The following is a 26,040-nucleotide window of genomic DNA, read 5'->3' on the forward strand; positions in this document are numbered from 1 at the left end:
AAAATGAAAGAAACGAACTGGCTCGACCAACTTGACGCAGTTACCAATTTTTCTTTAAGCAAAGGGGAACCTGAATGGATGACCCAATTACGTCAAGCAGCGTTAGAAAAAGCCAATCAATTACCACTTCCTCAGATCGATCGTGTAAAATTTCATCGCTGGCCATTATTCGATATCCATGAGTTCACAGACCACTTTAGTGAGACAGGAAATGTAGCTGGGTTTGACGTAATGAAAGATAACCCTGTGTTGGTGCAGGAAGGAACAAATACGATCTTTGAACAATTACCAGTGGAACTCATGGAAAAAGGCGTAATCTTTACAGATATCTTCACAGCGCTCCAAGAGCATCCAGATTTAATCAAACCATACTATATGGAAAAAGCAGTGAAAATGGATGAAGATCAATTGACCGCTTTACATGCTGCTTTCATGAACAGCGGGTTGTTTTTATATGTTCCTAAAAATGTTGTCATCAATGAGCCAATTGAAAGCTTATTCATCCAAGATGGCAAGTTAGCACAGCATTTCTTTAAACATGTCTTGATCGTCGCAGAGGAACATAGTGAGTTCTCTTACTTGGAACGATTCCAAACGACTAAAGAGAAAATCCAAAAAGCTTCTGGTAATGTCATTGTCGAAGTAATCGCTAAAGCTGGAGCAAAAATCAAATATTCAGCTGTCGATCAATTAGGAGAAAATATTACTTCTTATATCAACCGCCGAGGTCATATTTTACGTGATGCTTCTGTAGATTGGGCAATCGGCGTGATGAATGATGGACACGTGATTGCTGATTTTGATTCTGATTTAGTTGGCGAAGGCGCCCATGCAGAAGTGAAAATCGTTGCCATTAGCTCAGGAAAACAAATCCAAGGAATTGATACGCGTGTCACGAACAAAGCGCCTCATACGATCGGACATATCTTACAACATGGTGTGATCCGAGAAAAAGGGACGTTGACTTTCAACGGGATCGGACATATCTTAAAAGGCGCAAAAGGAGCCGATGCCCAACAAGAAAGTCGAGTATTGATGCTTTCAGATAAAGCAAGAGGAGATGCCAATCCGATCTTACTTATTGATGAGAATGAAGTCACTGCAGGACATGCTGCCAGTGTTGGTCGGGTCGATCCTGAAGAAATGTATTATTTGATGAGCCGTGGTCTTCATAAAGAAGAAGCAGAACGATTGGTTATTCGAGGATTCCTTGGCTCTGTGTTAACAGCAATTCCAGTAGAAGCAGTCCGAAAAGAGTTAGTGGAGGTTATTGAAGGGAAGTTGAATGTATGATTCTGAAAGAAACCATTCGCGAAGATTTTCCAATATTATTTCAAGAAGTCAATGATGAACCGCTCGTTTATTTAGACAATGCAGCCACTACGCAAAAGCCAACAGCAGTAATTGAAGCAATAAAAAAATACTACGAACAAGATAATGCCAATGTGCATCGAGGAGTCCATACCTTAGCCGAACGAGCAACATTTGCCTACGAAGGCGCTCGGGAAAAGGTCAGAAAGTTTATCCATGCAGCTGAAACTGCTGAAGTCCTATTTACTCGTGGCACCACCACGAGTTTGAACTGGGTCGCTCGCAGCTTTGGTGAACAGTTTCTGCAAGCAGGGGATGAAATCTTACTTTCTTACATGGAACACCATTCCAATGTCATTCCTTGGCAACAATTAGCCAAAAAGACAGGAGCAACATTAAAATATATTGACTTGACTACCGACGGATTTTTAGACATGGCACAAGCAAAACAATTGATCACTAACAAAACAAAAATCGTATCGATTGCTCATGTTTCAAATGTCTTAGGTGTGATCAATCCCGTCAAAGAACTAGGAAAACTTGTCCATGAGCAAGGTGGGGTACTAGTTGTAGATGGCGCACAATCCGCTCCTCATATGCCAATCAACGTCCAAGAATTAGACTGTGATTTCTTTGCGTTTAGCGGACACAAAATGTGTGGACCGACTGGGATCGGAGTCTTATATGGCAAACGAAAATGGTTAGAACAAATGGAACCAGTCGAATTTGGTGGCGAAATGATCGACTTTGTCGACTTGTACGATAGTACTTGGAAAGAACTTCCATGGAAATTCGAAGCCGGCACACCTAATATCGCTGGAGCCATCGCACTAGGTCAAGCAATTGATTATCTCGAAAATGTTGGGTTGGACAATATCCATGATCATGAAAAAGAATTAATTGCCTATGTCTTACCTAAACTACAACAAATCGATGGGTTGACCATTTATGGTCCACAAGATCCCGCTACTCGTACAGGGGTCATCGCCTTTAATCTAGATGGCTTGCATCCTCATGATGTAGCCACTGCTTTAGATATGGAAGGTGTCGCTGTTCGTGCAGGTCATCATTGTGCCCAACCTTTATTGAACTATTTAGAAGTCTCAGCGACCGCACGAGCAAGCTTTTATTTTTATAATACGAAACAAGATGCAGATCGTTTAGTCGAAGCAATTCTTGCAACGAAGGAGTTTTTCCAACATGGCACTCTCTAAACTAGATAATCTCTATCGTCAGGTCATACTTGATCATTCTTCGCATCCTCATCATCGAGGTACGTTGACTGAATCAACCAGTCGAATCGAACTGAATAATCCGACCTGTGGCGATGTCATCGAATTACAAGTCGAAGTCAAAGAAGGAATCATCAAGAATATCGCATTCAACGGTAACGGTTGTTCCATCAGTACAGCCAGTGCATCCATGATGACCGATGCTGTCATGGGAAAATCTGTTGAAGAAGCACAACAATTGATCACTGATTTCTCGCAATTAGTCCAAGGAAAAGATGTCAAAGCCATCGACCAATTAGGCGATGCAGCAATGCTCAGTGGCGTAGCCAAATTTCCCGCAAGAATCAAATGTGCCACATTAGGCTGGAAAGCCTTAGAAAAAGCAATGGAAGAAAACGGCACTGCAACCTTCCATCATGTGCATCAGGAAGAGGAGTGAGAACATGGGTGTACCAGAATTAGAAGAATATAAATTTGGTTTTCACGATGATGTGGAACCAGTTTTCAGTACAGGAGAAGGCTTAACAGAAGAAGTCGTTCGAGAAATGTCTCGAATCAAAGGTGAACCTGAATGGATGTTAGAATTTCGTTTGAAATCCTTGGAAACATTCAATAAAATGCCCATGCAAAAGTGGGGACCAGACCTGTCAGACATCGACTTCAATGCCATAAAATATTACCAAAAACCAAGTGATAAACCCGCCCGAGATTGGGAAGATGTACCTGATAAAATCAAAGAAACCTTTGAAAAAATCGGGATTCCTGAAGCAGAACGAGCATACCTCGCAGGTGCTTCTGCTCAATATGAATCAGAAGTCGTTTACCACAACATGAAAGATGAATTTGAAAAATTAGGGATCGTCTTCACCGATACTGATTCTGCATTGAAAGAATATCCTGAGTTATTCAAAGAATACTTTTCCAAATTAGTCCCACCCACTGACAACAAACTTGCTGCTTTAAATTCAGCTGTTTGGTCAGGAGGTACATTTATTTATGTACCTAAAGGAGTAAAAGTCGACGTTCCATTACAAACGTACTTTAGGATCAATGCCGAAAATACCGGACAATTTGAACGAACATTGATCATCGTTGACGAAGGAGCCAGCATCCATTATGTCGAAGGCTGTACAGCACCAACGTATTCAAGTAACAGTCTTCATGCAGCGATCGTTGAAATCTTCACCCGAAAAGACGCCTATTGTCGCTATACCACGATCCAAAACTGGTCAGACAATGTCTATAATTTAGTCACCAAAAGAGCCAAAGCTTACGAAGGAGCCACAGTCGAATGGATCGACGGCAACCTAGGAGCTAAAACAACGATGAAATATCCAAGTGTTTACCTAGACGGCAAAGGTGCGCGTGGCACAATGCTTTCCATCGCATTTGCTGGCGCAAACCAAATCCAAGATACTGGGGCGAAAATGATCCATAACGCACCAAACACTTCAAGCTCCATCGTCTCCAAATCGATCTCAAAAAACGGTGGCGAAGTCAATTATCGAGGACAAGTAACCTTCGCTAAAAACAGCGCTGGTTCCATCTCTCACATTGAATGCGACACGATCATCATGGACGAATACTCAAAATCCGATACGATCCCATTCAACGAGATCCACAACAGCCAAGTCTCTTTGGAACACGAAGCCAAAGTCTCAAAAATCTCAGAAGAACAACTCTATTATCTTATGAGCCGAGGCCTAACCGAATCCGAAGCCACCGAAATGATCGTCATGGGCTTCGTCGAACCATTCACCAAAGAACTCCCAATGGAATACGCAGTCGAACTCAACCGTTTGATCAGTTATGAGATGGAAGGGTCTGTGGGGTAAATGAATTGATTAAGCTAGGAATGCCTATTTGAAGGTGTTTCTGGCTTTTTTTGTGACTCTCTGTCAAAAAGGATTGATGAGTTGTGTAAGAACAAATCTGGATCAGAATGAAGTTCATTCTGTCTAGGTTTTTATATTGTGGTGATTTAATCATACTAGAGAACGATATATTTTTTAATAGATAAAATGAAAATGGAACTACAGAATCAGTCCCATAAATTATAGAGCGTTATTATATAATTTTCCCCAAAATTATATAAAAAACGTATTTTCTATAAATATTTGAATAAATTTCTAAAACTTTAATTTTGAAACACTAAAAAAGGACAATATAGTTAAAAATATATGGTATTATAAATGAAAGCGCAACCAAAATAGGAAGTCGCTTGTTATATTTAACTATCTCGTTTGAATAAAAAGAGTCGGCTAAACAATTCGGTGCTAAGTGGGATTTAAATGAAAAAAGTGGTATGGTGAAAAGCAAAAAGATTATATAAAGGTCAAAGAGTAAATTGACGGAGATGTCATCATCAAAGTTTTTTTAAATTGTTGAAGAATAGCAGACGTGCTGGAAGTGTTATAAATATACGAAGATTTATGCTGTAGGTATTTTATTAGATAATATTATTGATGTGGGTAGACCAATTATTTCAGTTCAAAAAGTTATTGGTTATGATCTACAATTATGGGAATTAAATGAAAAACAAATAGGGCAAGAACTTTCTACAAGTTTGAATGTAATTTTATATACTCATACACAGAAAAGAGAAGATGCTTTGACAACGTTTGTTCTCATCGCAACATCTTACAGAGAAATTTTTTTGTATAGTGAACCAGATAGTCCGTCTGGATATATGAATGACAGTGAGTTGATACTGTATAAGTATGACTTGAAGGAAGGTGAGGGATCTTGGTTGGTGTTGAATAGGAGCATTTCTCCAGATTATTTTTATTTGAGACGATGTAGTTATGCAATCTAAATTTAGGTTTGGTTGTTTTATATATTGAAAAAATGGTTTTTATGAGAAATAATGGAATAAGAAAATAAGTTTTTGATTACAAGATATATCACAAATTAATTGATAGGAATTTTTCTTATCTTAGTCGAAGTGTGATATTTTCTGTGATATAGTTCGAATCTATAAAAGTAAGAATTACAATGAGTATCTTATATCATATGCTTGTAAAAAAATTTTTTATAAGTGGACTTATATATAATAAACTAGATAATAAATTAGGGGAAAGCGATTGGAATGTCAAGGCTTTTTTGGACAAAAAGATAAAAATATGCTGCAATAATTCGAGATTATTTTGAAACATTTATTTCTTTTCCAGAGCTTATAGAAAGCCAGAATATTTCAGATTTAGATGATGTAGAGTCAATTACTTTGGATCTCCGTAAAAACTGGGGATTAAAGGATACACCAATTGTCGATATTATGAGATTAATAGAAGAGAAAGGGTTTGTTATTTCGGTCGTAAAAAATGATTATAATAAAGTCGATGCTTCAGGCGGAAGTGCAAATATAAATGGTCGTGAATACTATATTGTTATGATTGAAGGAGACGATTATTCATTCTATAGGGAACAATTTAGTTTAGCTCATGAGCTATAACATTGGATTTTAGATAATGGGAACAACGATCCTGAAGAATTAGAAAAAGATGTGTACAAGGAAATGGAGAAGAAATGAACCATATAATGATACTAAGCAAGCTATGCGACCAGTGGCATTAAAGCAATCACTGGATCTTTTAGTAGATAATGATATTATCAATCGAGATATTTAGGAAATATGGTGTTTTTTTGCCCAATGAGATTATAGAAAAATTTTATGGCCTAGAAAAAAATTATTTAGTAAACTCTGCTGGCGTTGGAGTGAAAATGGATTTGAAGTAAAACACTAGGCCTGACTATTAAAAAATGAAGTTAGTATTGAAGAAGGAGTAACTATTTTGAATGAAAATGGTGGTCAAATTTATATTTTTGAAGGAATTGACAACGTTGGTAAGTCAACAGTAATGGATAAAGTTTCAGAGAAGCTAGAACTAAAGGGCTATGATATTTCTAAATACAGTTTTCCTGGCAATGAAGAGGGAACTTTAGGTGGACTTGTCTACGATATACATCATGAACAAGGCAAGTATTTTAAAGAGGAGCTCAATCCTATCAGCTTACAAATTTTACACATTGCTGCTCATATTGAGTTACTTCAAAAGAAACTTATTCCAGATTTGAAGAATGGGAAATTAATTTTATTGGATAGATTTTGGTGGTCGACCTTTTGCTATGGTGTAGTTTCTGGGATTGACAAAGAAGAATTAAATAACTTGTTAATCCCAGAGCTTAAATATTGGGAGAATATACACATAAACAAGGTATTCTATTTGGAGAGGAAGCCGTCTGAACAAGTTATTACCGATGAAAAGAAACGATTACTAGATGAATATAGAAAAATTGTAAGTAACTCCCAAGAATATTTGGTTCATAATATAAGTAATGATTCTACGATAATGCAGACTTCGAATAAAATTGTGAATGAGATTTCGAAAAAATGTAAAGGGTTGCAGATGGATCTCTTTGGTGATATTGCTCCCCGAAAAAGTAAGGCAATTAAAAAAATTCATACATCTTCTACTTTAATTAAATCACCAATCTACTCAGAATATTGGAAATTTACTGCAGAAAGGCAGAAGATTTTTTTTGCTCGACTTAACAATGAAAATTTTCCTTGGTCACAGGATTATATCTTGAGTAAATACAAATTTACCAATGTGTATAGAGCTTCAGATAGAGTAAGTCAGTATCTAATTAGAAATGTTATATACCAAACTGGACAGGCACATGATGAAGAGGATATTTTGTTTAGAATATTGCTATTTAAATTGTTCAATAAGATTGAAACTTGGGAAACTTTAGAAGAAAAATTAGGTAAAGTTTCATACAAAACATACTCATTTGACGTCTATAATAAAATCTTTCTAGATGAATTGGAGCAAAATAAGAAAATATACTCCGCAGCATATATTATGCCATCGGGAGTTAGTTCTTTTAACCATTCTAAAAAACATCAAAATAACCTTAAATTATTAGAATATATGTTAAAGGATAATTTGTTAAATAAAATCAAAGAATGTAATTCTTTGGAAGAGTTGTATCATTTACTGTTAAACTACCCGACTTTGGGAAGCTTTCTTGCTTTTCAACTAGCAATTGATATAAATTATAGCCCAATTTGTGATTTTGATGAGATGTCTTTCGTGATAGCAGGACCGGGCGCCAAGAGAGGTATTGACAAGTGTTTCGAGTCTCGAGGTAAGTATACCTATGAAGATGTCATTAAGTGGATGGCAGATAAACAGGAAAAAGAAATAAGTAGGTTAAACCTTGATTTTTCAAATTTATGGGGACGAAAATTACAATTGATTGATTGTCAGAATATATTTTGTGAAACTGATAAATATACTCGAGTGAAACATCCAGAATATAACCATGGGAAAAATACTCGTATTAAACAAATTTTTAGAGCTAGTAATAGAGAAAATATTGAATACTTTTTTCCACCTAAATGGGGGATTAATGAAAGTATAAAAAGGGAGAGGATAGATCGGTGAATTCTTATCAAGGGAAGACGGTAGATGATGTGTGGATTCAAGCAGAAAAAGAATTGAAAAAGACTCATAATAGTGTGAAAAGTCGTACTGGTGAGACAGCCGAACTTTTACATGTAATTATGCAAGTTGATAATCCGAAACAAAGATGGGTATCTAGTCGAGTACCTGCAATAAGCATTGGATTTGCTTTAGCAGAAGTGATTTGGATACTGGCTGGTAGCAATGATTCAAAGGTTATTAATTATTGGAATCCTGCGTTGAAACAGTACGCTGGTATGGGAGATACTTATTATGGAGCATATGGCGAAAGAATTAGGAAATCCTATGGTTTTGATCAGTTGAATAGCGCGTATGAGGCACTAAAAAATAATCCAGAAAGCAGACAAACAGTAATTTCTATATGGAACCCTGATAGAGACTTCCCAGATTCTGATGGACAACCCAGGGCTGAGGATATCCCGTGTAATGTCTGTTCCCTATTAAAAGTGAGAAATGGAACGTTGGAGTGGACTCAGATTATGAGAAGCAATGATCTCTTACTTGGATTACCATATAATTTTGTTCAGTTTACAAGTATTCAAGAAATAATGGCTGGATGGTTAGGCTTGGAAGTTGGATCATATTGTCACTTTAGTGATAGTTTACATTTGTATGATAGAGATAAAGAAAAAGTTGGTGCACAGATTCCTCTACCTGTGAAAAATACAGATGACTTAAGAGTAACAAAAGAAAAATCAGATAAATTAATTTCACAAATTTTTGATAATATGAAACTTCTTACTCAAAAAAATCTAAGTAAGGAAAAGTTACTAGAACTTTCTGAGCTAAATCAACCAGAAGAAGGATACTGTAATATGATGCGCATTATAAGTTCTTATGTAGCTGATAAACTTGGATATAGTGAAATATGTGAGCACATTTTATCTAATTGCTCAAATGAGTTGTATGTAAAACTTTGGGAAAATTGGAGCCGAGAAAAAAGGAGATAAGAGAAGATGGGAAATAAAATTTTTGTAGCATATAGCAGAGAAGATAGAAAAGGTATCAATCAGTTGCCAAGGACTTTAGGCGTTGAACATACTTTTCGTAACAGTGATGAAGTGTATAGACTATTCTCTTCAAACAGTAATATTTCAGATCAAATGAAAAAAGTTATTGAAAAAAATGCAAAATGGTCTGATCTTGTTGTGGTATTAGTAGGGAAAAATACTGCTGAAGTTAAATGGATTGATTGGTGCATAGAAAAAGCAAGTATGTTAGGTAAAAAAGTTATTTTCGTATACTTGGATGAAGCAGGTTCATTACCAGAGAGCAGTAAAAATTTCGGATATGCTGCAGTTGGAATGGATAAAGCAGGAGAAGCTATTAACGGATCTAACCCTATTTGGGAAACTTCGACTGGAGAACCTTTTCCTAAATACAATATTGATAGATCAAGTTGCTAATACGTGGGGGAAAATGAATGAAATTATCGTATTATGTTGTAACCAGAGATTATGGATTCGCTCCAAATCCATTCCATGGTTTTTGTACTTTGGCTACGTGTAAGCCTACCCTTAGGAAACATGCGAATGTTGGAGATTGGATAGTTGGCATGGGTTCTTCTAGAAAAGAAAGTATTTACAAAGGGAAAATGATATATGCTATGCAAGTTGAAGAAATATTGACTTTTGATGATTACTGGAACGATATTCGATTTCAAAATAAAAAACCAGTGATGAATGGAAGCACACAACTAAAGTACGGTGATAATATATACTATACTGATGAAAATGGTTATATAATTCAAGTCGATTCTCATCATAGTTTAGAAAATGGAAAGGAAAATCTTCTAAATTTGGAACGAGACACCCGAGGTGAAAAAGTTCTAATCTCAAAAAAATTTTGGTACTTTGGAAAAGATGCAATTGAGATTCCGGAATCATTAAGTACTTTAAAAAATGTTGGAAGAGGTTACCGAAATATACATGATCATAATAATCAAAAATTTATTGATAATTTTGTTGAATGGATATATAGTTTGGAAGGATATCAGTGGATAGGGCATCCTGAAAAATTTGAATCAGGATTTCATAGATATGATGGTCGAAGTAGTTTCTAATTTTTTTATAAAAAAACTAACACCCAAACTAGGACCAATCACGAAAAATTATCAGAATTTCATGGCATCGCTCAAAGCAGCGAATGTTGATCTACCAACATTCAGAAGCTGTTAGAATTTGTAGAAAACACTATCCCTTTGCTGGAAGGGTCTGTGGGGTAAAACCAAATTTAGCGCTAGAAACGTTGATATAAAAACGATTCTAGCGTTATTTTTTTGAAGTGTGAAACTACCATCAATTTGATTCATCAAAACAAATACTGCTCTTTCTCAATGAACTGAGCAAATTGATCTGCGCTTCATTCTTTTCGTTCAGGATAGAAACAGTTGTAGACTAGACGAGTCAGCTTAGAATCTTTATGACCAACGCGATACATAATAACCTCTAAGTTCATATCCGTCATTGTGCAAAGAGAGACATCGTTTTTACTGAATTTAGTAAAAGTGATTTGCTTGTTTAGTTTGTATTTTGTAAAAATCATGTCGTACCAATCATTGACTTGTCCGGGATGGCAGAATCTGTTGAACTTATTTGGAAAAATAATCTGATGTATATTGGCAGCTTTGAAGCCAATGATCGTGAATTTAAACTGTTGTCTAATCCTCCATTCTTCCAACATTCGCATTGTTTCAGAATCAATGGAGATGGTTCTGTTCGCTGTGTTTGTTTTTGCGCTTTGACAGGCAACTGTAGTTGTCTTCGTATTAGGATCACTTTCAATTTCAGCCAAAGTTTTACTAATGGTTAACTTTTTTGATTCAAAGTTAATATCAGTCCATTCTAATACTAAGATTTCTGATTTTCTAGCACCTGTATAAGATAGAACACGAAAGTGAGTCTCAATTTTCATGTTGCCATGTTTTTTACAGGAGTCTAGAAAAATAGCTAACTCTTTTGGTGTATAAACAGTCAATGTTCATCAATTTTTTGACGTTTAATTGGTTCAGTTTTCCGCACTGGATTTTCATGAATAAGTTCCTGTTGTACGCCATACTGCAAAATCTGAGCAACCGCTCGACGAAAGTGATAGGCTTGCTTATATCCATCTCTGATCCAACGTCGATTGACTTGAGCACAAAATCGTGCTGAAATATCTTTAAGCATTTTATCACCAAAGTATTCCAATCCATGATCTTCAATAATTCTTCTTGTTATCACGATAGTAGAAGACTTCACTTTCAAGCTATATTGTTCAATGAATTCTTCGTAAAGATCTTTAAAGGTAATGTTGCCACTCATTTTTAAAAAGTTTTTATCAAAGTCGAATTGTAATTGATGATAAACTTTTGAGCATCTGTTTTGTTTTAAACCCACTTCTAGTTGTCCGAGTTTCTTCGCCAATCACATTTCTTTCAAAATAACGTTTAAGTCTCCAAAGTTTCTGATTATATTTCGTGTATTGTTCAAAAGAAACAGATAATGTAAATCTTCTTTCCTAATTCATAGGATATTTTTTATCTCTAGTAAGTTTTCAAGTCAGCGTTTTTAAACTTCCAAAATTAAGTATTGTCTTTTAATTGGTTTAAAATTTGTTTCAAATCTTCAAGATCATATAAATGTTGTCTACCAATAACAATGACCTTTAGTCCATGCAAACGAAGAATTTTTAAGGTAGAGAAGCTGATGTGAAGCTCCTGCATTAATGTTTGTTGATTAACATATCTGCCGAGAATCGGAGGTGTTTTTTCAGGAATTTTCATAGTAATTTCACCTTCTCCTGTAGTTAGCAGCAGAACACAAGTTGAGTGTGAGTATCATTAGAAAATGTCACAGTCATGGCATCCTAACGACCAAAGTCAGGAAAGTGTCATTCAGATAGGATTCGCTCAGAGAATTTCCTTCATGGCGTATCTGGACAAATAGCTCAGGTGACATTTACACGTATCTAAAAATGTTGTATTCAATTGTCAAAGATCGTTTTGGTGCTACATTAATTAATAGTTTTGAGTGGGTTGATAAACAACATTTTTTGAAAATTATTTAAATAGAAGAACTTGAGAAACTTTACGATTAAACTTACAGGACTTGTTCAAAAAGCAAGTTCTGTTTTTTTTTTGTTGATATAACCTGATATAATTAGTTTGAAAGATCAATCAATGAAAGTTGAAAAATATAAATATCTTAGAGGTGTAAAAATGAAAAAAGTAAAATCCCCTTATTTTTTGAATATGGAAAGACTTATAGAATTAGCCAACAGCATTAATTTAGAAACAGATTATGATTTGATAGATATTCTTGAATTTCATAATATATTGAAGTTTTTTATAAATAAGAACTATCCTCAAGAACTTTCTGAACAACAAGTAAAAGATGCTAAAGCCAAAATATATCAGATAGTTCCTCCTTTTTTTAAGAATGAAACTAAAGAAGATATTATTAATGATTTTAAATATATGTTTGATCCAAAAAATATAGAAACCTTAGAGGAAATAGACAAAAAAATAAAAGGTGGGACTCTAGATCGTGATAGTGAAAAAGATTATGTATTACAATATAGAGAAGATTATTTAGAATGCTTTGAAAAATATAATTTGGCTGAAAAACTTGATGAAGATAGTTTAGGGGAAGTACTTCAAGATACAGAACTACCAATCCATATATTATTAAAAACAAACTACTTTATTCAAAATTACCCTCAACTGATGAAAAATTTATTTCTGAAAAATTCAAATAATATCGAATTGTTACTAAATAACTATACTAGTGATTTTGCTGGGAACAAAACAAAATATCATATTCCCGAAAATATTACTAAGGAAGAAATGTATCAATTTTGTTTAGATTATATCGATAGTGATTTTTCTAATGGTAATTATCTTATACTTATTGAACAAGGAATCCAAGGGATAAAGGAACTAAATATTGACGGAAAGCTAAAACTAAAAGCAAAAAAGAAAAATGAAGAAATTGAAAAGAAGCTCTTTTATAATGAAGATGGCACTTTTGTGAACAGCGGTTTTAGTCAAAAAATTGTAGTTCATACAAAGAAAGAAGATTATGATAATGAAATATCAACAGTTAAAGCTTTGATTGAGACAGACTGGCTCAAAGATAATAAAGAACCTGAAACTTTATTAAATTATCTAATGTGTCTAGAAGGTTTTTTTACGAGTAATCGGATTTTAAATTTATGTACTTTTCCTAATTATGAAGCTTCTGTCTTTGAAAGATTACTTGGAATGAAGTCGCAAAAACATTATGAAATAAGTCATTCATTTTCTATTAAAAATAGGTTATTACTATTAAGTTTTCAAGTAATTGAAACTTTCCTAAAAAAAGAACTTGATACACGAGTTGAAGACTTGATAGACTATTTCTTTACAGAATATAGTGTAAAAAATTTTCAAGTGAATTGGTTGAGTTTGGATTTCGCAAAACAAGATGAAAAAATGAGTATTCAAACCAAAAATCTATTTACCGTGGAAGAACATATAAGAAAACAATGGAACCTATTAGTAGAAGAAAATGAGATTGATAAGGATTTATTTGAACTGGAAACTACTCCTAGAATTGCTACTTTGAAAAGCTTTCTAGATAAAAAATATATCTATGCAAACCGTAAGAATAAAGATGTTCTGAGATTTCTAAATCTGTTGTTTTCAGACCAGTCGAGAATAACATATATCAACGAAGACTTGACGGATGAGAATTTTTTCATTCTTATGCTTAAGAATAACATTAACAAGAGTGATCTTCTCAATTTTCAACATCAAGACATTGATTTTCTAATTGAGAAAAACATAATTTCTATTGATGAAGATGGTTTTTTATATATTACAGTTAAGCAACTAACAAGGATAGCAATTTTTTCTAATATTTATAAATTTGGAGTTATTCATTATTATCATGCTTTAGATAATTCAATGATACTGAAACTACAACAATATGAAATCGATGAAATGATTACAGAAGAAGTACTAACTTTTGAAAATACACTATTTTCAAAACCAGAAACTGATTTCTTAAATTATATTCTGAACAACTCAGAATTTGATAATGCACTTGCTTTGAGAAACAAGTACCTTCATGGCTCAGTTGTGGATGATAATTATACGGACTATTTGTATTCTTTAATAATTTTAGTAATCTATTTAATTAAAATTAATGACGAGCTTATTCTTAATGAGGAAATCCAAAAAAACAATCATGAAGATACAGTGAATGAAAAATAAAAGAAAGAGTCATAAGTTAATAAATTCTAAGAGAGATATATTAATAAAAGTCCGCAACCTCAAAATCCTAATTTCTATTTTGTAGAATATGTACTCTTAAACAATATTTTTATATCAGTATTGAGATGCGAAGTAGATATTTTAATAGTAGGAAGCAGTACCCTAGTTAAAAGCATGCAGAATTTTTTTGGCTCTTTGTCAAATGATGTTGGTAAAGAGAAATCTTAGAATAATTTGGGCAGAAAGAAGAAAAACTTCTTTCTGTTCTTTTTATTTGGTTAAAATAGTTTTACCGTGCCGAATCATGATCTGTCGTTTGAAATGATAAAAGTTTCGAAACACATAAGCATTGCGTTTTAATACTTTGATATGGTTGTTTAAACATTCTAGTGGTCCGTTTGAATAACTGTAGCGGAGGGCGTTTTGGATCTGTGGCAGAAACCTTTTAAATGCTTGCACAGTTGTCACATAAGTTTAAGGTAGCTGGCTGACTTCTCTGGATAAGCCGTCCTCAAATAGTGAATGATCTCTTTTCTTTACTACATAAAGAAAATCTTGGTATAACTGATAGCCTTGTCGCAGGTTGGGACAAGTGGCTAACAGTCGATCGATAATCTCACTTTCAGTTAAATAATCTTTAAAACTGGCACGCCAAACCCGTTTTTCATCGTTCAACTTTGCCTCTTCTTTTCGTAGGAGTTTACAATAACGTTTCATTGTTTTACCAAGCCCACGTTGGTATTGAGAAGTACTTTTAAGTCGTGCATTGGTTTCTTTCACTCGGTGGTTTAAAAAAGTTCTTCCTATATGTTGGACAATATGGAAACGATCAATAATCAACTGCGCATTTGGGAAAAGCTTTTTAACCAATGAAACATAAGGCGCATACATATCAATAACAATGAATTCAACAGCTTTTCGAGTCGCTAAGGACAATCGAAAAAAATAGAGTTCTAAATAAGGCAATCGTCGGTTTGAGACAATGTCTAGTAGTTCGTGCTTTTGTCCGTCCATCATAATAAAACTCATGGCACTTGCGACACTTCGAACCGATTTGAATTCATCAAAGCAGAAGAGCTTAGGCAAAGTTTGTTTGAATGGGTTCGATGGGCGGTAGAATCTCTTCATGACACGATAAACTGAAGAAGTGGAAATATTTTTTTGACGAGCGATTTCCGTCAGCGAAGTATTCTCTTTTAGGCGAGTAACGACAGACCAACGAACTTTTTGACTAATAAAACAGTGTTTCTCAGCGACAGAGGTATCCGCTACGAATGATCTTAGAGGGGACGACACAAAGATAATGTGGACATTCTTCGGGCGTGTATTGAAGAGTACCTTTGTAAATCACTTTATATCTTACTTTGGTTAAACAATTTTCCTCGAAATAGATATTTAGTTCTAGAATATTTAGGGTATCTTTGATAAGCTGAGTATAAGACATCTTGAATCCTCCTATGAATTGGTTCGTCAAATTAATTCTAAAGGATTTCAGGGTGTCTTTTCTATGTTTTTACATCATAAAAAAGATGTTAGTGAAATTCACCAACATCAAAAAGTATAGAGCCGAAATACCTTTTTGAGGTGTTTCTAGCTTTTTTGTTGTGTGTTTTGAAAACCATCTGCTATGCAGGTGGTTCCGGAAAGCTTCCAGCGAGGTATAAAAAAAAGCCTCCTAAACTGACAAGATGAAGTAGGTTTCCCGACCACCACATCAAAAAATTTAGGAGGTACCTTTTTATGAAAAAGGCTACAAAAAGTTTATCACACACTGTTTGGAAATGTAAGTATCATATAGTATTCGCTCCGAAATATCGCCGCCAAATCATTTATGGCAAATACAAAGCAAGTATTGGAGAGATTATACGTGAATTATGCGAAAGAAAGGGTGTTGAAATTTTAGAAGCAAATGCTTGTTCAGATCATATACATATGTTAGTCAGTATCCCACCAAAAATAAGTGTCTCTCAATTTTTAGGTTACCTAAAAGGAAAAAGTAGTTTAATGATTTTTGATAGACAGGCAGAACTCAAATATCGTTATGGAAATAGAAAGTTTTGGTGTAGAGGATATTATGTGGACACAGTAGGACGAAACAAGAAAAAAATCGCAGAATATATTCGTAATCAATTACGAGAAGACCACGTAGCAGATCAGCTTACATTGTTTGAAGAAGTTGATATCCAAAGTATGAAGAGTAGGTCATAGATAAACGGAAATAAAGCAAAGAAAATATAAAACAAATTACTCGCTTCTACAGAATATCTATTGTGGAAATACTCATTAGTCAGCATAATTGCTACACATATTCCTAATAATAGAATTACAGTGATAAGATAGTTTTTCGCAATCCTCAATGAAAAGTACAACAATCTGAAAGCAAAATAATTCAGAAACACTGTGCCAAGAAAAGTGCCTCGATAAGTAAATAGTTTTGCTATTAAAAGATCTAAAATAAATTTGATGATGACGGCTTTAAGATACTGCACTTTTTTTTAAAATCATAGTATTTGAATTATTCATAAGTGACCATTTTATGGACTAGAACTAGTCCCATTGTATCATGATTTCTCTCTAAGATTAACAAGAAAAAGGACTTATTTTAGTCCATGAGGTGTGTTAATCTTGAAAGAGGAAAAGATAATTGATTCTAATAATGTAATCGATAGCAATATAAAGCGAATTAGGAAAGACAAAGGGATCGGGAAAACTGAGTTGGTTAAGTTGTTACAGCTTAATGATATTGATATTACTAGAGAGACTCTGGTGAAAATCGAGGGAGGACGGTAGGAACAACTTAGATGAATAAATATGCTTTGCAGTTAGATTATGAAACATTGTTAAATGACTAGAGGCAAGTAATTATATTAAGATTTTTTTATTATACCTAACTCTCACATGTGAAGAGGCTGGTATAATAAGTAGTTTGGAGTTTTAAATTAGGAGATACCTATAATTGAATTGGTAAAAATTTATTACTGGAGGTTCGAGATGCCAAGAGATACTAAGACCTATGATATTGTTTTATCTTGCCCCACAGATGTAGAAATTGAAAAAGCAGTAATTGAATCTGTGATCAATGATTTTAATAGGACAATTGGTATAAATCTAGATATCAACTTAAACTTAAAACATTGGGCAACAGATTCATATGCACAATCAGGAGGAACTGCACAAGAATTATTAAATAGGCAATTTATTTACGAATCGGATATGATTATTTGTATATTTTGGGGAAGGATGGGAACGCCTACAGAAAAATATGAATCTGGTACAGCAGAAGAGTTACAAGAAGCAATTAATGCAGGTAAACAAGTTTTTTTATATTTTTCCAATGCCCCAATTCCTCCTAAAGAATTAGATACTGAACAATTTTCTCGAGTACAATCATTTGAGAAAAAAATTCAGGAAATGAAAACTGTATACTATAAGCAGTATGATAATTTAGAAGAATTTAAAAGCATCATTACTACAGATTTGAACTTATACTTTATTCAATCTCAGAAATCGGAAAAAAATAGGTTAGAATTAACAACTAAAAATAAATCTAATATAGCTATTTCAGGAATTAAAAATAAAAAAATTGTAAATTATTTGGTTAGTGATAAAATAACTTCAATTTTTTCTAATGCGATTGAAATTAAGAAAAATGAAGCAATAGCGCTTATTGAGAAAATTCAAAATATTTATATTGAACCGGAAATCACTGAACAAGATAATGAATCTATGGATACGAGTAAACAGGCTATGATATTATCTTTGTCTAGATTATACGAAAAGCAACCTTATGAATATCCAGAATATTACATTACTACGATCAATGATTTTTCGAAAGATCAATGTATTGATTTAAATGATAACTTTTTTGAGGTTGGAGGTCTTTCCAAAGAGAAAAATTTAACTGCGGTATCTGTTTTTAGCGGTGGGACAAGTGTTTCTTTTAGCGGTTCGGAAAAAGAAAAAAAGAAACAATCTTTAGTCGGAAACTTATATTTTAAAATTTGTGAGTATTTGGATTGGTCTGATTATTCCACGCAATTTTCTGATATTAACATGATTAGATTAGCTTTATCTAATCAGGGAACAATATTTGAATCAGATATTACAGTTAAATTGAAGTTTTCTAAATACTCCTATGTCCACTTTAAGGACACGAAGGCACCAAAGGAGAGTATTATTAAACTAATTAATGACAATGATTTTATTAAGAAATTTTTTGGGGATATAAGTTCTGTTGAAGTCAATTCTTATAATTATACTGTGTACAATCCAATTGCATCTTCATTTCAACCGCCAATACTACCTGGCTTTTCCAATCAAGCCAAGTATGAGGATTTAGTTGAAGATTATTTTGATCAGCAAGAAATCTTGCAAAGTTATGAAGAGTTTGAAGATGGTGAATATATTATTCAAAAATACCATTTTGAAGAACTCAAACAATATACTAGCATTAGCTTTCCAGTGCCATTACTTTTTAAAGAAATTGGCAACGAGTTTGAAATAAAGTTTGAAATCATCTCTAAAGAAAATCCGCAAAAAAAAGAGGGAATAATTACAAATATTTTCCCTAAATCCGAAGAGTAATAAGTGAAACTCGGTATATAGATGGGTCTGTTAGAGTAAACTATTTTACATTTTTATCGTTTTCAAAAAAATCTAACTAATGAAAAGTATCAAATAACTTACGAACTAAGCTAAATCAGAGTATCCTTTATTAAAAATTGAGTGAGAAAAATTTAACTGTACTTATTTCTTGTTTTCTCATGAATAAATGAAAACTTTGTGGAAAGGGTGAAGAAATGTTTTTTACTCAGATCATATTGTCAGTTAGTTCTATGGGGAATACTGAGTTTACAGAATTTCAAAAAGATATACTGGTGGCTATAATAAGTGGAGTGATCAGTGGTCTTGTAGCTTTTAGTGTAGCTGCATGGCAAATAAGAAAAGAGAATTTTCGCTCTGAAAAATTAAGGAGACAAGACAAACAGGATGCTGATTTAGAGAGAAGGGCTACTGAAAAAAGAGTTTTAGAACAAATGAAAATACAAAATAAAAATGATTTGGGTTTAAGAAGACAATTATATTTTGACCAAAAAAATTTGGAAGATCACCTATATATCGAAAAAAAAGTTAAAAAAATGTCTTATAATATGGGTTATATGCAAGGAACAATCCAAGCTTTAGGAGTAATAAAAAATGAAATAATAAAGCAAAATGACAAGGATTGTAAGAACAAGAGCGAAGAAATTTCGTCCCAAAAACTCTTGAACTATCTAATTTCAAAAAACAAAAATATTTATATTTATATAAATGAAAGTACTATGATGATTGATGAGCTTAGCCATTTCTTAGACATGTATTATTCTCAAAATAGCGTATGTAAAAATGTTTCTAATCTAGGAGTCCACATTAATACGGTAAAAAAAACTTTTGATCAACTTAAAATTAATGCTGAGGAAACTTTAAAAAGTGATCAATTTAAGAGAATTCTTCATTATTGTTATCTAGAAAAAAATGATGACCTTTCTGTAATACTGAAATTCGTGGACAAAAAAAGAAAAGAGGTGATCAAAAAATTTAATAATATAGAAAACTAAGACTAAAAATATAGAAATTTGGATAAGGGGTACAAAATAAATCTGAATAATTGATTTTCAAAATAGCTCCTCAAAAGTTTTTTAATTTGAATGCCACAGTGAATGACATTTTGTTGATTCTGATTGAAGATCATTGGTTTAATTTAGATAACGGTAATAATCATTGATTTTTAGCGTTTCTGATTGCTATCAATCGCTGAATCATCAACTGGAAGTGTCCGTGGGATAAATGAATACCATAAGCTAGAAATACCTTTTTAGGGTGTTTCTAGCTTTTTTGTTTGTTCAGTCCTCTTTGCAAAGAAGATAGCTTTAAAAGTTACATGCTATAAAAAAAATGAAATATTTTATCAATTATTTGCAAGATAAAATAAAAAATTAAATGAAATAAGTTGAAAAAAGAAGAAAATAATTGAGGGAAATATGCTAACATGAACAAAAAGTATCCATATAACTTAATATTTCTGAATTCTACTAGAAAGTCACTTAATACGAACTAGTATCAACTTACGTTAATCATTTTCACAAACGTAATTTTATGTTTGAGTACAAACAGTTGATTTCTTAAATAATTTCTTTATTGGTTAATCCTTAGTCTGATATTGTTGATGGATCGGCTGATGTTACTTGATAGCCTATACAGTTATTTAATAGTAAATATTTGATTCAATAATTTAATACCGAATTAGTTAATTAAGATAAGCAACAGCTCTAATATAAATTTATAATGATGTTTCGTTTCTTAACTAGATAAAAGAATGGATAGTATTTTTCATGGAAAAAAATGTAGATCTCGATAAATTAGTAGCTGATTCATATAGTTTAAGTAGCTGTCTTTCAGCATTAAGCCAGATGTCCTATGAACGATTGACATTAGATTCAATCAGTTTAGAAGATATTAATGAAATAAATGCAATTATTGTTAGTATAAAATGTCTAGCAGAACAACATGCACAAGAGATGGAAGCATTTGAACTTGAAAAAATAAAATATAGTTCAAGTTCCATAGAATAGGTTATCAGAAAAGTTGAGTGGCTCTGAATTCCAGTTAAATCTTTTATTTCCAATAATCTAGAATAAGCATCTAGTCTGAAATTGAGGTGGTATGATCTAAATGTTTTCCATATCTATGAATGGACAAGACAAAACGAATCAAATAATTGATTGGAAGCTCTGGGAAAAAGACAATAAACTAATGGTAACTGTTTATTTCCCGTCAGGTAAATCGTTTTGGAAGCCATTAGATTTATGTAAAATTACACCACAAAAAGAGATACATGCAGGTCTTTTATCTAAAGAAGAAAATGTTTATCAACAAATAGATAAAGCCACTGAATACGGGAATAAGTATATTGTTGTAAACTATCCAAATGACCAAAAAAAGTATGTCATGAAGTCAGAAAAAGTAAGTATTATTTCGAGTTCTGATTTGAAAAATGAAGATATATTTTCTTATTTTACTGAAATTGTAAAAGAGCGTGTTCGTAATGCTAGTCCAGAAAATAAAACTATGACCAAAAATATAGAAAGGCAATTGGAAAAAATCACTCCTTACAAAGGAACAGCGTTGCATTCGTATTGCTATGGTAAAAATGAGGCTAGAAATTCTTTGAAACATTTGGTTTTTCCCTTTGGATTGAATGAGAGTCAATTAAAAGCTGTTGAAAATGCTTTTTCCTCTCAAATTAGTATTATTGAAGGTCCTCCTGGTACAGGAAAGACACAAACTATTTTAAATATCATTGCAAATATTTTAATAAATAAAAAATCTGTTGCAATTGTTTCAAATAACAACCCAGCAGTTGAAAATGTGTATGAGAAGATGGCTAAAAAAGAACTAGACTACCTTATTGCGAAATTAGGGTGTTCAACTAATAGGACAGAATTCTTTGCAGGGGTAAAAGAAGTTCCTCGTTATAATTCAAATTCTGCAGCTACTCCTATAAAGGAAATTGATGATATTTTAGCGAAGGTGAAAGCAAGTCTGGCTACACAAAATAAAATAGCGCAATTGACCGCAGAAATCAGCGAGCTGCTTGTTGAGAAAAAGTACTTAGAAGAATGGCATGAAGAAAATACACTTGTAGAGTTAATGGATGTCGAAAGATACAAATTAAGTCCAGAGAAAACTTCTGATTTACTTGCATATATGAATTATCTTTCTCAAATAAAATTTTCTTTTAAAGAGAGATTCCGCTTATTGCTAGGGTTTAGAATATTTAGAACTAAGTTTTTAAATACTTATACTGAACGAATAAATTTTATTTATTCTCTACAATTTCATTATTATAAAAAAACGTTACAACAAAAAGAGCAGCAATTACAAAAATATAAGAACGATTTGAATAGGGTTAATTTCGAAAAATTATTAGAAGAGTTAACGAATAAATCGATGCAATTTCTCAAGCAACAATTATCAAAATCAATTCCATCTAATTCAAATTTTACCGCAGATAGCTATAAAAAGGAGTTCAGTAATTTTATTAAACGTTTTCCAGTGATTGGCAGTAGTACACATTCGATTATTAATTCTATAGCAGAGGGAGCGATATTAGACTATATTATTATCGACGAAGCATCACAGCAAGATATCGTTCCGGGGATTTTGAGTCTGGGCTGTGCAAAGAATATTATTGTGGTGGGTGATCGTAAACAACTTCCTCACATACCTGAAAAGACAGAAATCAAGGCGCCTTCTAATGATTACGACTGTACAAAATATAGTTTACTGGATTCTTTTATCAATGTATTTAAAGAAAAAGTGCCGATTACTTTGCTGAAAGAGTACTATAGATGCCATCCTAAAATTATCCAATTTTGCAATCAGCAATTTTACAATAATCAATTAATCCCTATGACTATCGATGAAGGAGAAGCATCCATTGAACTAATTACCACATCTAAAGGAAACCATACAAGAAAACGAACTAATTTGCGGGAAATTGAGTCTTTAGTAGAAGTTGGCTGGTCTGATGAGAAAGACATCGGATTTATTGCTCCTTATAACAATCAAGTGAATTTAGCTGGGAAGTATCTACCAGAAGAGTTTGCTAGAGCAACCATTCATAAATTTCAAGGAAGAGAATGTAAAGAAATTATTTTTTCAACAGTTTTGGATAAGAAAAAAAGCAGTCAAGCATCGATTGATTTTGTTGATAATCCGCATTTGGTGAATGTAGCTGTTTCTAGAGCCATCAATAAATTCACTTTAGTAACTGGTAATCAAGTGTTTACAAAGAATAATAAAAGTTTGGCAGCTTTAGTTAGATATATTAAGTACTATGCCTCTGATCAATACATCTATGATAGTCCAGTAATTTCTGCATTCGATTTATTATATAAGGAATATGATCGTTCTCTGGAAAAATTAAATACTCAATTAAATTTAAAGGACTCATATTTCAAATCTGAGCGGATTATGGCTGCCTTGTTGAGGGATATTTTAAGGACAGATGAATTTGCTTCTTTGACGTTTCATATGCAGATCAATTTAATCCAACTTGTCTCCATTAAAAATAATTCATTTACTGATAGAGAGATAGAATTCATGAAGCAAAAATCGAGCTGTGATTTTGTCATTTATTATAAGATCGGCAAGATTCCGATTGGAGTGATTGAAGTGGATGGAAGTAGTCATGATGATAAGGCGCAGCAAGAACGTGACAGGCTTAAAAATATTATTTTAGAAAAAGCTGAAATTCCTTTGCTTAGGTTGAAGACAATTGAAGGAAATATCGAGAGAAAAACAAAAAAATTTTTAAACGAGTGTATGAATAAGAGTGGTGCTTAATTTGAAATGAGTAGTTGCTCAGTTTATGGGGAAAATTATTTATAAAGAAAATGTAATCGTTAGCAATATAAGACGAATCCGATTAGAGAAAGAAATTGGTCAATTCGAGGTTTTACGGTGTATCAAATAAAGAAGACTTGTCAGCATTACTGCAGTTGGAATTAAAAATCTTAAAAAATATAGAAAAGGAAAGAAATATGGAATATTACAAGAATACATTGGGTTATATAAGAAATAAATTTGATGTTCCTCGGGGAAGGAAATATTTGTATTAAAAAATAGGAATTAATATTTACAAATAAAGTGATGTAAGGAAATGAAAAAATGAAGCTTATACTATCTAAATGTAGAACAAATAATTTTTCTGAGGTTTCTAGGATACTTAATGAAAATGGTTATATACAAATAGGAGAAAGTAGAACTGAGCCAAAAAATAATTTAGAATTGTTTTTCTTCTTTGAGAGTCATGAAAAGAAACAGATAGAATGGCTTTCTGAATTATTACGTTTCTTTAATGTTGGTAAAGCAGACTATAAAGAGCATAATATTATAGATGATACTTTATATCAATATAATGCAGTTATTATACTAAAAACTCCGAATAACTTATATGCACATTCGTTAAGTCAAGGATTTAGAGTTCTTGAAAAGTTTATTGACGAAGAATTTGGCTTGAAGTTTGCTGAAAAGACCATCAAAAATGAGCATATTACTTTAAAAAATGTGAGTTATATTCAAAAAAATAAAATGAAAGGTATCACTAATTATAAGAAAGATCAAGGAGAATTTCCTAAAGCAAGTGAAAGCTATGCTTATATAAGTGGAAAACCAGATTTTAGTTTTTATGGAAATTCTATTGACTGTGGAACTGGTGTATCTTTTCCGAAAAATTTTGATATAAATAGTAAAGAAGGATTTGATCAATTATCTGAATTATTAAAAAATGTAGATAAAGCTTTAACTTTAAAAGAAAATAAATCGATTTTACCTAGAAAGAAAAGGATTGCGAAAAGTTCTCAATTATCAGGATCATTGGATGAAGAAGTTATAGAAAGAATAGTAAATGATGTCAATGAAATTGGTATAGCTTTGGACGTGAGTAAAATACACTTAGTAAATAATTCGATTAATATATATTCGGAGAATAACCATTTAGAGATATATGTTAGTAAGCATTTGAAAGAAACGAAAGAAGAGATAGAACCTTACGACAGTTCTATACTGGAATACATTCGTAAATACAATGAAAAAATAACTTCTTTAACAGATCTGAAAATTAGAGTGACTAATCATGAACATCATGTAATTGAAAATCGTCTATTAAAAGAATGGATTTATTGTGAATTAGAATATAATAATATGTTATATACTTTGGATTCAGGATTTTGGGGATACTTTAACGATAAATTTTCAGAGTTATTAAAAAAACAATTAGAAGAGATAAATAGAGTTATTGAGTATAATGAAGAGTTTAATATATACTATTCTTCTGGTGAAGGAAGGCTAAAAGGAGAAGGTGGGTATATTGAAAAACTAAGTGAGAATAAAAATTATATAAAGTTACATCAAAGAAACATTAATTACAACGGAGTTCCAATAGAAATAGCAGATGTATACAAAAAGGATACCAAGGAGTTAATAGCAATCAAAAGAGGAATGGATACATCAAATAGTATGTATAGCTTTGAGCAATCTATATTATCACTTCAATTATTAAGAAATATTACTGAGTTTAATGTAGAAGAAGAGTTATTAAAATATAATGATAGAAAAGCATCTACAGATGAAGATAAAGGTAAATTTCCTCATATTCAGAAAAAAAATATTGAGAAAATTTTAAATTCTAGGATTTCCTCAGTGTTGTGGTTACAAAGTACAAAAAAATATGTAAAGATGACAGAAGAAAAGAAATTTGACTTCAATCAAATAGGTTCAATTCTATTAAAATTAAAGATTGTTGATTGGTATAGTTCAATATTAGAAAATAATTTCACACCAAAAATTTATATGGGGAAAGACCTTCAAGTTAATAAAAAAGATCAATTTTAGTAGACTTTTACATTAAGTATTGTTCCTAATAACATATCTAAAATGACCAGATTTTGATCATTTTAATTTGATAACCATTAACTCGTTAAACTACTATATGGACTCTTAATTACTTGATTTGATGGTTAATGAGACTGATTGAGAAGGTATTTTTAATGTGGAATAATCTGCAAAAATTAAAATTTTTTAGCTAGAAATATCTAATGGCAGGTTTTACTCTTTATTTAAAAAATATGAATGATACAAAATCAAATCTGGATCAAAAGGACCATCATTCTAGCTCAGTTTTTATTTGAATTTTGTTAAATTTTTATCTATTAATTTTAGCATTTTTTTG

Annotated in this window: 19 protein-coding genes and 3 pseudogenes; 18 read left to right on the top strand and 4 right to left on the bottom strand. The window is 32.4% G+C overall.

Annotated elements, in window-relative coordinates:
* Positions 1 to 3: 3 nt before the first annotated feature.
* The 9 genes from sufD (at position 4) to IGJ32_RS02580 (ending at position 10,094) form a co-directional block, all read left to right on the top strand.
* Positions 4 to 1,293 (top strand): Fe-S cluster assembly protein SufD, encoded by a 1,290-nt coding sequence (gene sufD / locus IGJ32_RS02540; RefSeq protein ID WP_373169191.1) that lies wholly within the window; start codon positions 4 to 6, stop codon positions 1,291 to 1,293.
* Positions 1,290 to 2,525 (top strand): cysteine desulfurase, encoded by a 1,236-nt coding sequence (locus IGJ32_RS02545; RefSeq protein WP_178306164.1) that lies wholly within the window; start codon positions 1,290 to 1,292, stop codon positions 2,523 to 2,525. Before sufD ends, IGJ32_RS02545 begins: the two co-directional genes overlap by 4 nt.
* Positions 2,512 to 2,982, top strand: coding sequence for a Fe-S cluster assembly sulfur transfer protein SufU (gene sufU, locus IGJ32_RS02550; protein WP_010738384.1), 471 nt, complete (start codon positions 2,512 to 2,514; stop codon positions 2,980 to 2,982). The genes IGJ32_RS02545 and sufU overlap by 14 nt, the downstream gene beginning before the upstream one ends.
* A gap of 4 nt (positions 2,983 to 2,986) precedes the next feature.
* Entirely contained in the window at positions 2,987 to 4,378 is a 1,392-nt protein-coding gene (gene sufB / locus IGJ32_RS02555) for a Fe-S cluster assembly protein SufB (protein ID WP_342081631.1), read from the top strand.
* A gap of 1,388 nt (positions 4,379 to 5,766) precedes the next feature.
* Positions 5,767 to 5,994 (top strand): hypothetical protein, encoded by a 228-nt coding sequence (locus IGJ32_RS02560; RefSeq protein WP_342081630.1) that lies wholly within the window; start codon positions 5,767 to 5,769, stop codon positions 5,992 to 5,994.
* Positions 5,995 to 6,334: 340 nt separating this feature from the next.
* On the top strand, positions 6,335 to 7,993 hold the full coding sequence (locus IGJ32_RS02565) for a nucleotide kinase domain-containing protein (protein WP_342081628.1): 1,659 nt from the start codon (positions 6,335 to 6,337) through the stop codon (positions 7,991 to 7,993).
* A complete protein-coding gene (locus tag IGJ32_RS02570) occupies positions 7,990 to 8,982 on the top strand; it encodes a thymidylate synthase (protein WP_342081627.1) in 993 nt (330 codons plus the stop codon). The genes IGJ32_RS02565 and IGJ32_RS02570 overlap by 4 nt, the downstream gene beginning before the upstream one ends.
* 6 nt (positions 8,983 to 8,988) lie before the next feature.
* Positions 8,989 to 9,438 (top strand): TIR domain-containing protein, encoded by a 450-nt coding sequence (locus IGJ32_RS02575; protein ID WP_342081626.1) that lies wholly within the window; start codon positions 8,989 to 8,991, stop codon positions 9,436 to 9,438.
* Positions 9,439 to 9,455: 17 nt separating this feature from the next.
* Entirely contained in the window at positions 9,456 to 10,094 is a 639-nt protein-coding gene (locus IGJ32_RS02580) for a hypothetical protein (RefSeq protein WP_342081625.1), read from the top strand.
* Positions 10,095 to 10,393: 299 nt separating this feature from the next.
* Here IGJ32_RS02580 and IGJ32_RS02585 read toward each other — a convergent pair whose 3' ends face one another.
* The 3 genes from IGJ32_RS02585 to IGJ32_RS02595 all read right to left on the bottom strand — a co-directional run bounded on the left by IGJ32_RS02585 (position 10,394) and on the right by IGJ32_RS02595 (position 11,795).
* A complete protein-coding gene (locus IGJ32_RS02585) occupies positions 10,394 to 11,008 on the bottom strand; it encodes a site-specific integrase (RefSeq protein WP_342081624.1) in 615 nt (204 codons plus the stop codon).
* On the bottom strand, positions 11,005 to 11,409 hold the full coding sequence (locus tag IGJ32_RS02590; protein WP_342081623.1) for a phage integrase central domain-containing protein: 405 nt from the start codon (positions 11,407 to 11,409) through the stop codon (positions 11,005 to 11,007). Before IGJ32_RS02590 ends, IGJ32_RS02585 begins: the two co-directional genes overlap by 4 nt.
* Positions 11,410 to 11,594: 185 nt before the next feature.
* A complete protein-coding gene (locus IGJ32_RS02595; protein WP_342081622.1) occupies positions 11,595 to 11,795 on the bottom strand; it encodes a hypothetical protein in 201 nt (66 codons plus the stop codon).
* A gap of 435 nt (positions 11,796 to 12,230) precedes the next feature.
* On the opposite strand from IGJ32_RS02595, the gene IGJ32_RS02600 reads away from it, so the two are divergent.
* Positions 12,231 to 14,267, top strand: a complete 2,037-nt coding sequence (locus IGJ32_RS02600; protein ID WP_342081621.1) for a hypothetical protein — start codon at positions 12,231 to 12,233, stop codon at positions 14,265 to 14,267.
* Between the two features lie 270 nt (positions 14,268 to 14,537).
* Here IGJ32_RS02600 and IGJ32_RS02605 read toward each other — a convergent pair.
* A pseudogene (locus IGJ32_RS02605) lies at positions 14,538 to 15,711 on the bottom strand (ISL3 family transposase).
* Positions 15,712 to 16,007: 296 nt separating this feature from the next.
* On the opposite strand from IGJ32_RS02605, the gene tnpA reads away from it, so the two are divergent.
* From tnpA to IGJ32_RS02645, 8 genes and pseudogenes are all read left to right on the top strand, one after another.
* Positions 16,008 to 16,475, top strand: coding sequence for an IS200/IS605 family transposase (tnpA, locus tag IGJ32_RS02610; protein ID WP_342081620.1), 468 nt, complete (start codon positions 16,008 to 16,010; stop codon positions 16,473 to 16,475).
* A gap of 408 nt (positions 16,476 to 16,883) precedes the next feature.
* Positions 16,884 to 17,054, top strand: a pseudogene (locus IGJ32_RS02615) (helix-turn-helix domain-containing protein); the annotation flags it as partial.
* A 204-nt stretch (positions 17,055 to 17,258) separates the two neighbouring features.
* Entirely contained in the window at positions 17,259 to 18,851 is a 1,593-nt protein-coding gene (locus IGJ32_RS02620) for a hypothetical protein (RefSeq protein ID WP_373169190.1), read from the top strand.
* 215 nt (positions 18,852 to 19,066) lie between these two features.
* On the top strand, positions 19,067 to 19,864 hold the full coding sequence (locus IGJ32_RS02625) for a hypothetical protein (protein ID WP_430610739.1): 798 nt from the start codon (positions 19,067 to 19,069) through the stop codon (positions 19,862 to 19,864).
* 774 nt (positions 19,865 to 20,638) lie between these two features.
* Positions 20,639 to 20,878 (top strand): hypothetical protein, encoded by a 240-nt coding sequence (locus tag IGJ32_RS02630; RefSeq protein WP_342081617.1) that lies wholly within the window; start codon positions 20,639 to 20,641, stop codon positions 20,876 to 20,878.
* 100 nt (positions 20,879 to 20,978) lie between these two features.
* On the top strand, positions 20,979 to 23,654 hold the full coding sequence (locus tag IGJ32_RS02635; protein WP_342081616.1) for an AAA domain-containing protein: 2,676 nt from the start codon (positions 20,979 to 20,981) through the stop codon (positions 23,652 to 23,654).
* Between the two features lie 25 nt (positions 23,655 to 23,679).
* Positions 23,680 to 23,772: pseudogene (locus IGJ32_RS02640) on the top strand (helix-turn-helix domain-containing protein); the annotation flags it as partial.
* 206 nt (positions 23,773 to 23,978) lie between these two features.
* Complete coding sequence (locus IGJ32_RS02645) at positions 23,979 to 25,703, top strand: DUF6119 family protein (RefSeq protein ID WP_010738374.1); 1,725 nt, start codon at positions 23,979 to 23,981, stop codon at positions 25,701 to 25,703.
* The last annotated feature ends 337 nt before the right edge of the window (positions 25,704 to 26,040 follow it).

Origin of the sequence: Enterococcus sp. DIV1639a (genome assembly GCF_050530445.1) — a bacterium.
In the GTDB taxonomy this organism is placed as follows: Bacteria; Bacillota; Bacilli; order Lactobacillales; family Enterococcaceae; genus Enterococcus_B; species Enterococcus_B hirae.

What these genes read in the sequence shown, in the direction of transcription:
- sufD (WP_373169191.1), top strand. Translation starts at nt 4, where the DNA reads ATGAAAGAAACGAACTGGCTCGACCAACTTGACGCAGTTACCAATTTT.
- IGJ32_RS02545 (WP_178306164.1), top strand. Translation starts at nt 1,290, where the DNA reads ATGATTCTGAAAGAAACCATTCGCGAAGATTTTCCAATATTATTTCAA.
- sufU (WP_010738384.1), top strand. Translation starts at nt 2,512, where the DNA reads ATGGCACTCTCTAAACTAGATAATCTCTATCGTCAGGTCATACTTGAT.
- sufB (WP_342081631.1), top strand. Translation starts at nt 2,987, where the DNA reads ATGGGTGTACCAGAATTAGAAGAATATAAATTTGGTTTTCACGATGAT.
- IGJ32_RS02575 (WP_342081626.1), top strand. Translation starts at nt 8,989, where the DNA reads ATGGGAAATAAAATTTTTGTAGCATATAGCAGAGAAGATAGAAAAGGT.
- IGJ32_RS02580 (WP_342081625.1), top strand. Translation starts at nt 9,456, where the DNA reads ATGAAATTATCGTATTATGTTGTAACCAGAGATTATGGATTCGCTCCA.
- IGJ32_RS02595 (WP_342081622.1), bottom strand. Translation starts at nt 11,795, where the DNA reads ATGAAAATTCCTGAAAAAACACCTCCGATTCTCGGCAGATATGTTAAT.
- IGJ32_RS02600 (WP_342081621.1), top strand. Translation starts at nt 12,231, where the DNA reads ATGAAAAAAGTAAAATCCCCTTATTTTTTGAATATGGAAAGACTTATA.
- tnpA (WP_342081620.1), top strand. Translation starts at nt 16,008, where the DNA reads ATGAAAAAGGCTACAAAAAGTTTATCACACACTGTTTGGAAATGTAAG.
- IGJ32_RS02620 (WP_373169190.1), top strand. Translation starts at nt 17,259, where the DNA reads ATGCCAAGAGATACTAAGACCTATGATATTGTTTTATCTTGCCCCACA.
- IGJ32_RS02625 (WP_430610739.1), top strand. Translation starts at nt 19,067, where the DNA reads ATGTTTTTTACTCAGATCATATTGTCAGTTAGTTCTATGGGGAATACT.
- IGJ32_RS02630 (WP_342081617.1), top strand. Translation starts at nt 20,639, where the DNA reads ATGGAAAAAAATGTAGATCTCGATAAATTAGTAGCTGATTCATATAGT.
- IGJ32_RS02635 (WP_342081616.1), top strand. Translation starts at nt 20,979, where the DNA reads ATGTTTTCCATATCTATGAATGGACAAGACAAAACGAATCAAATAATT.
- IGJ32_RS02645 (WP_010738374.1), top strand. Translation starts at nt 23,979, where the DNA reads ATGAAGCTTATACTATCTAAATGTAGAACAAATAATTTTTCTGAGGTT.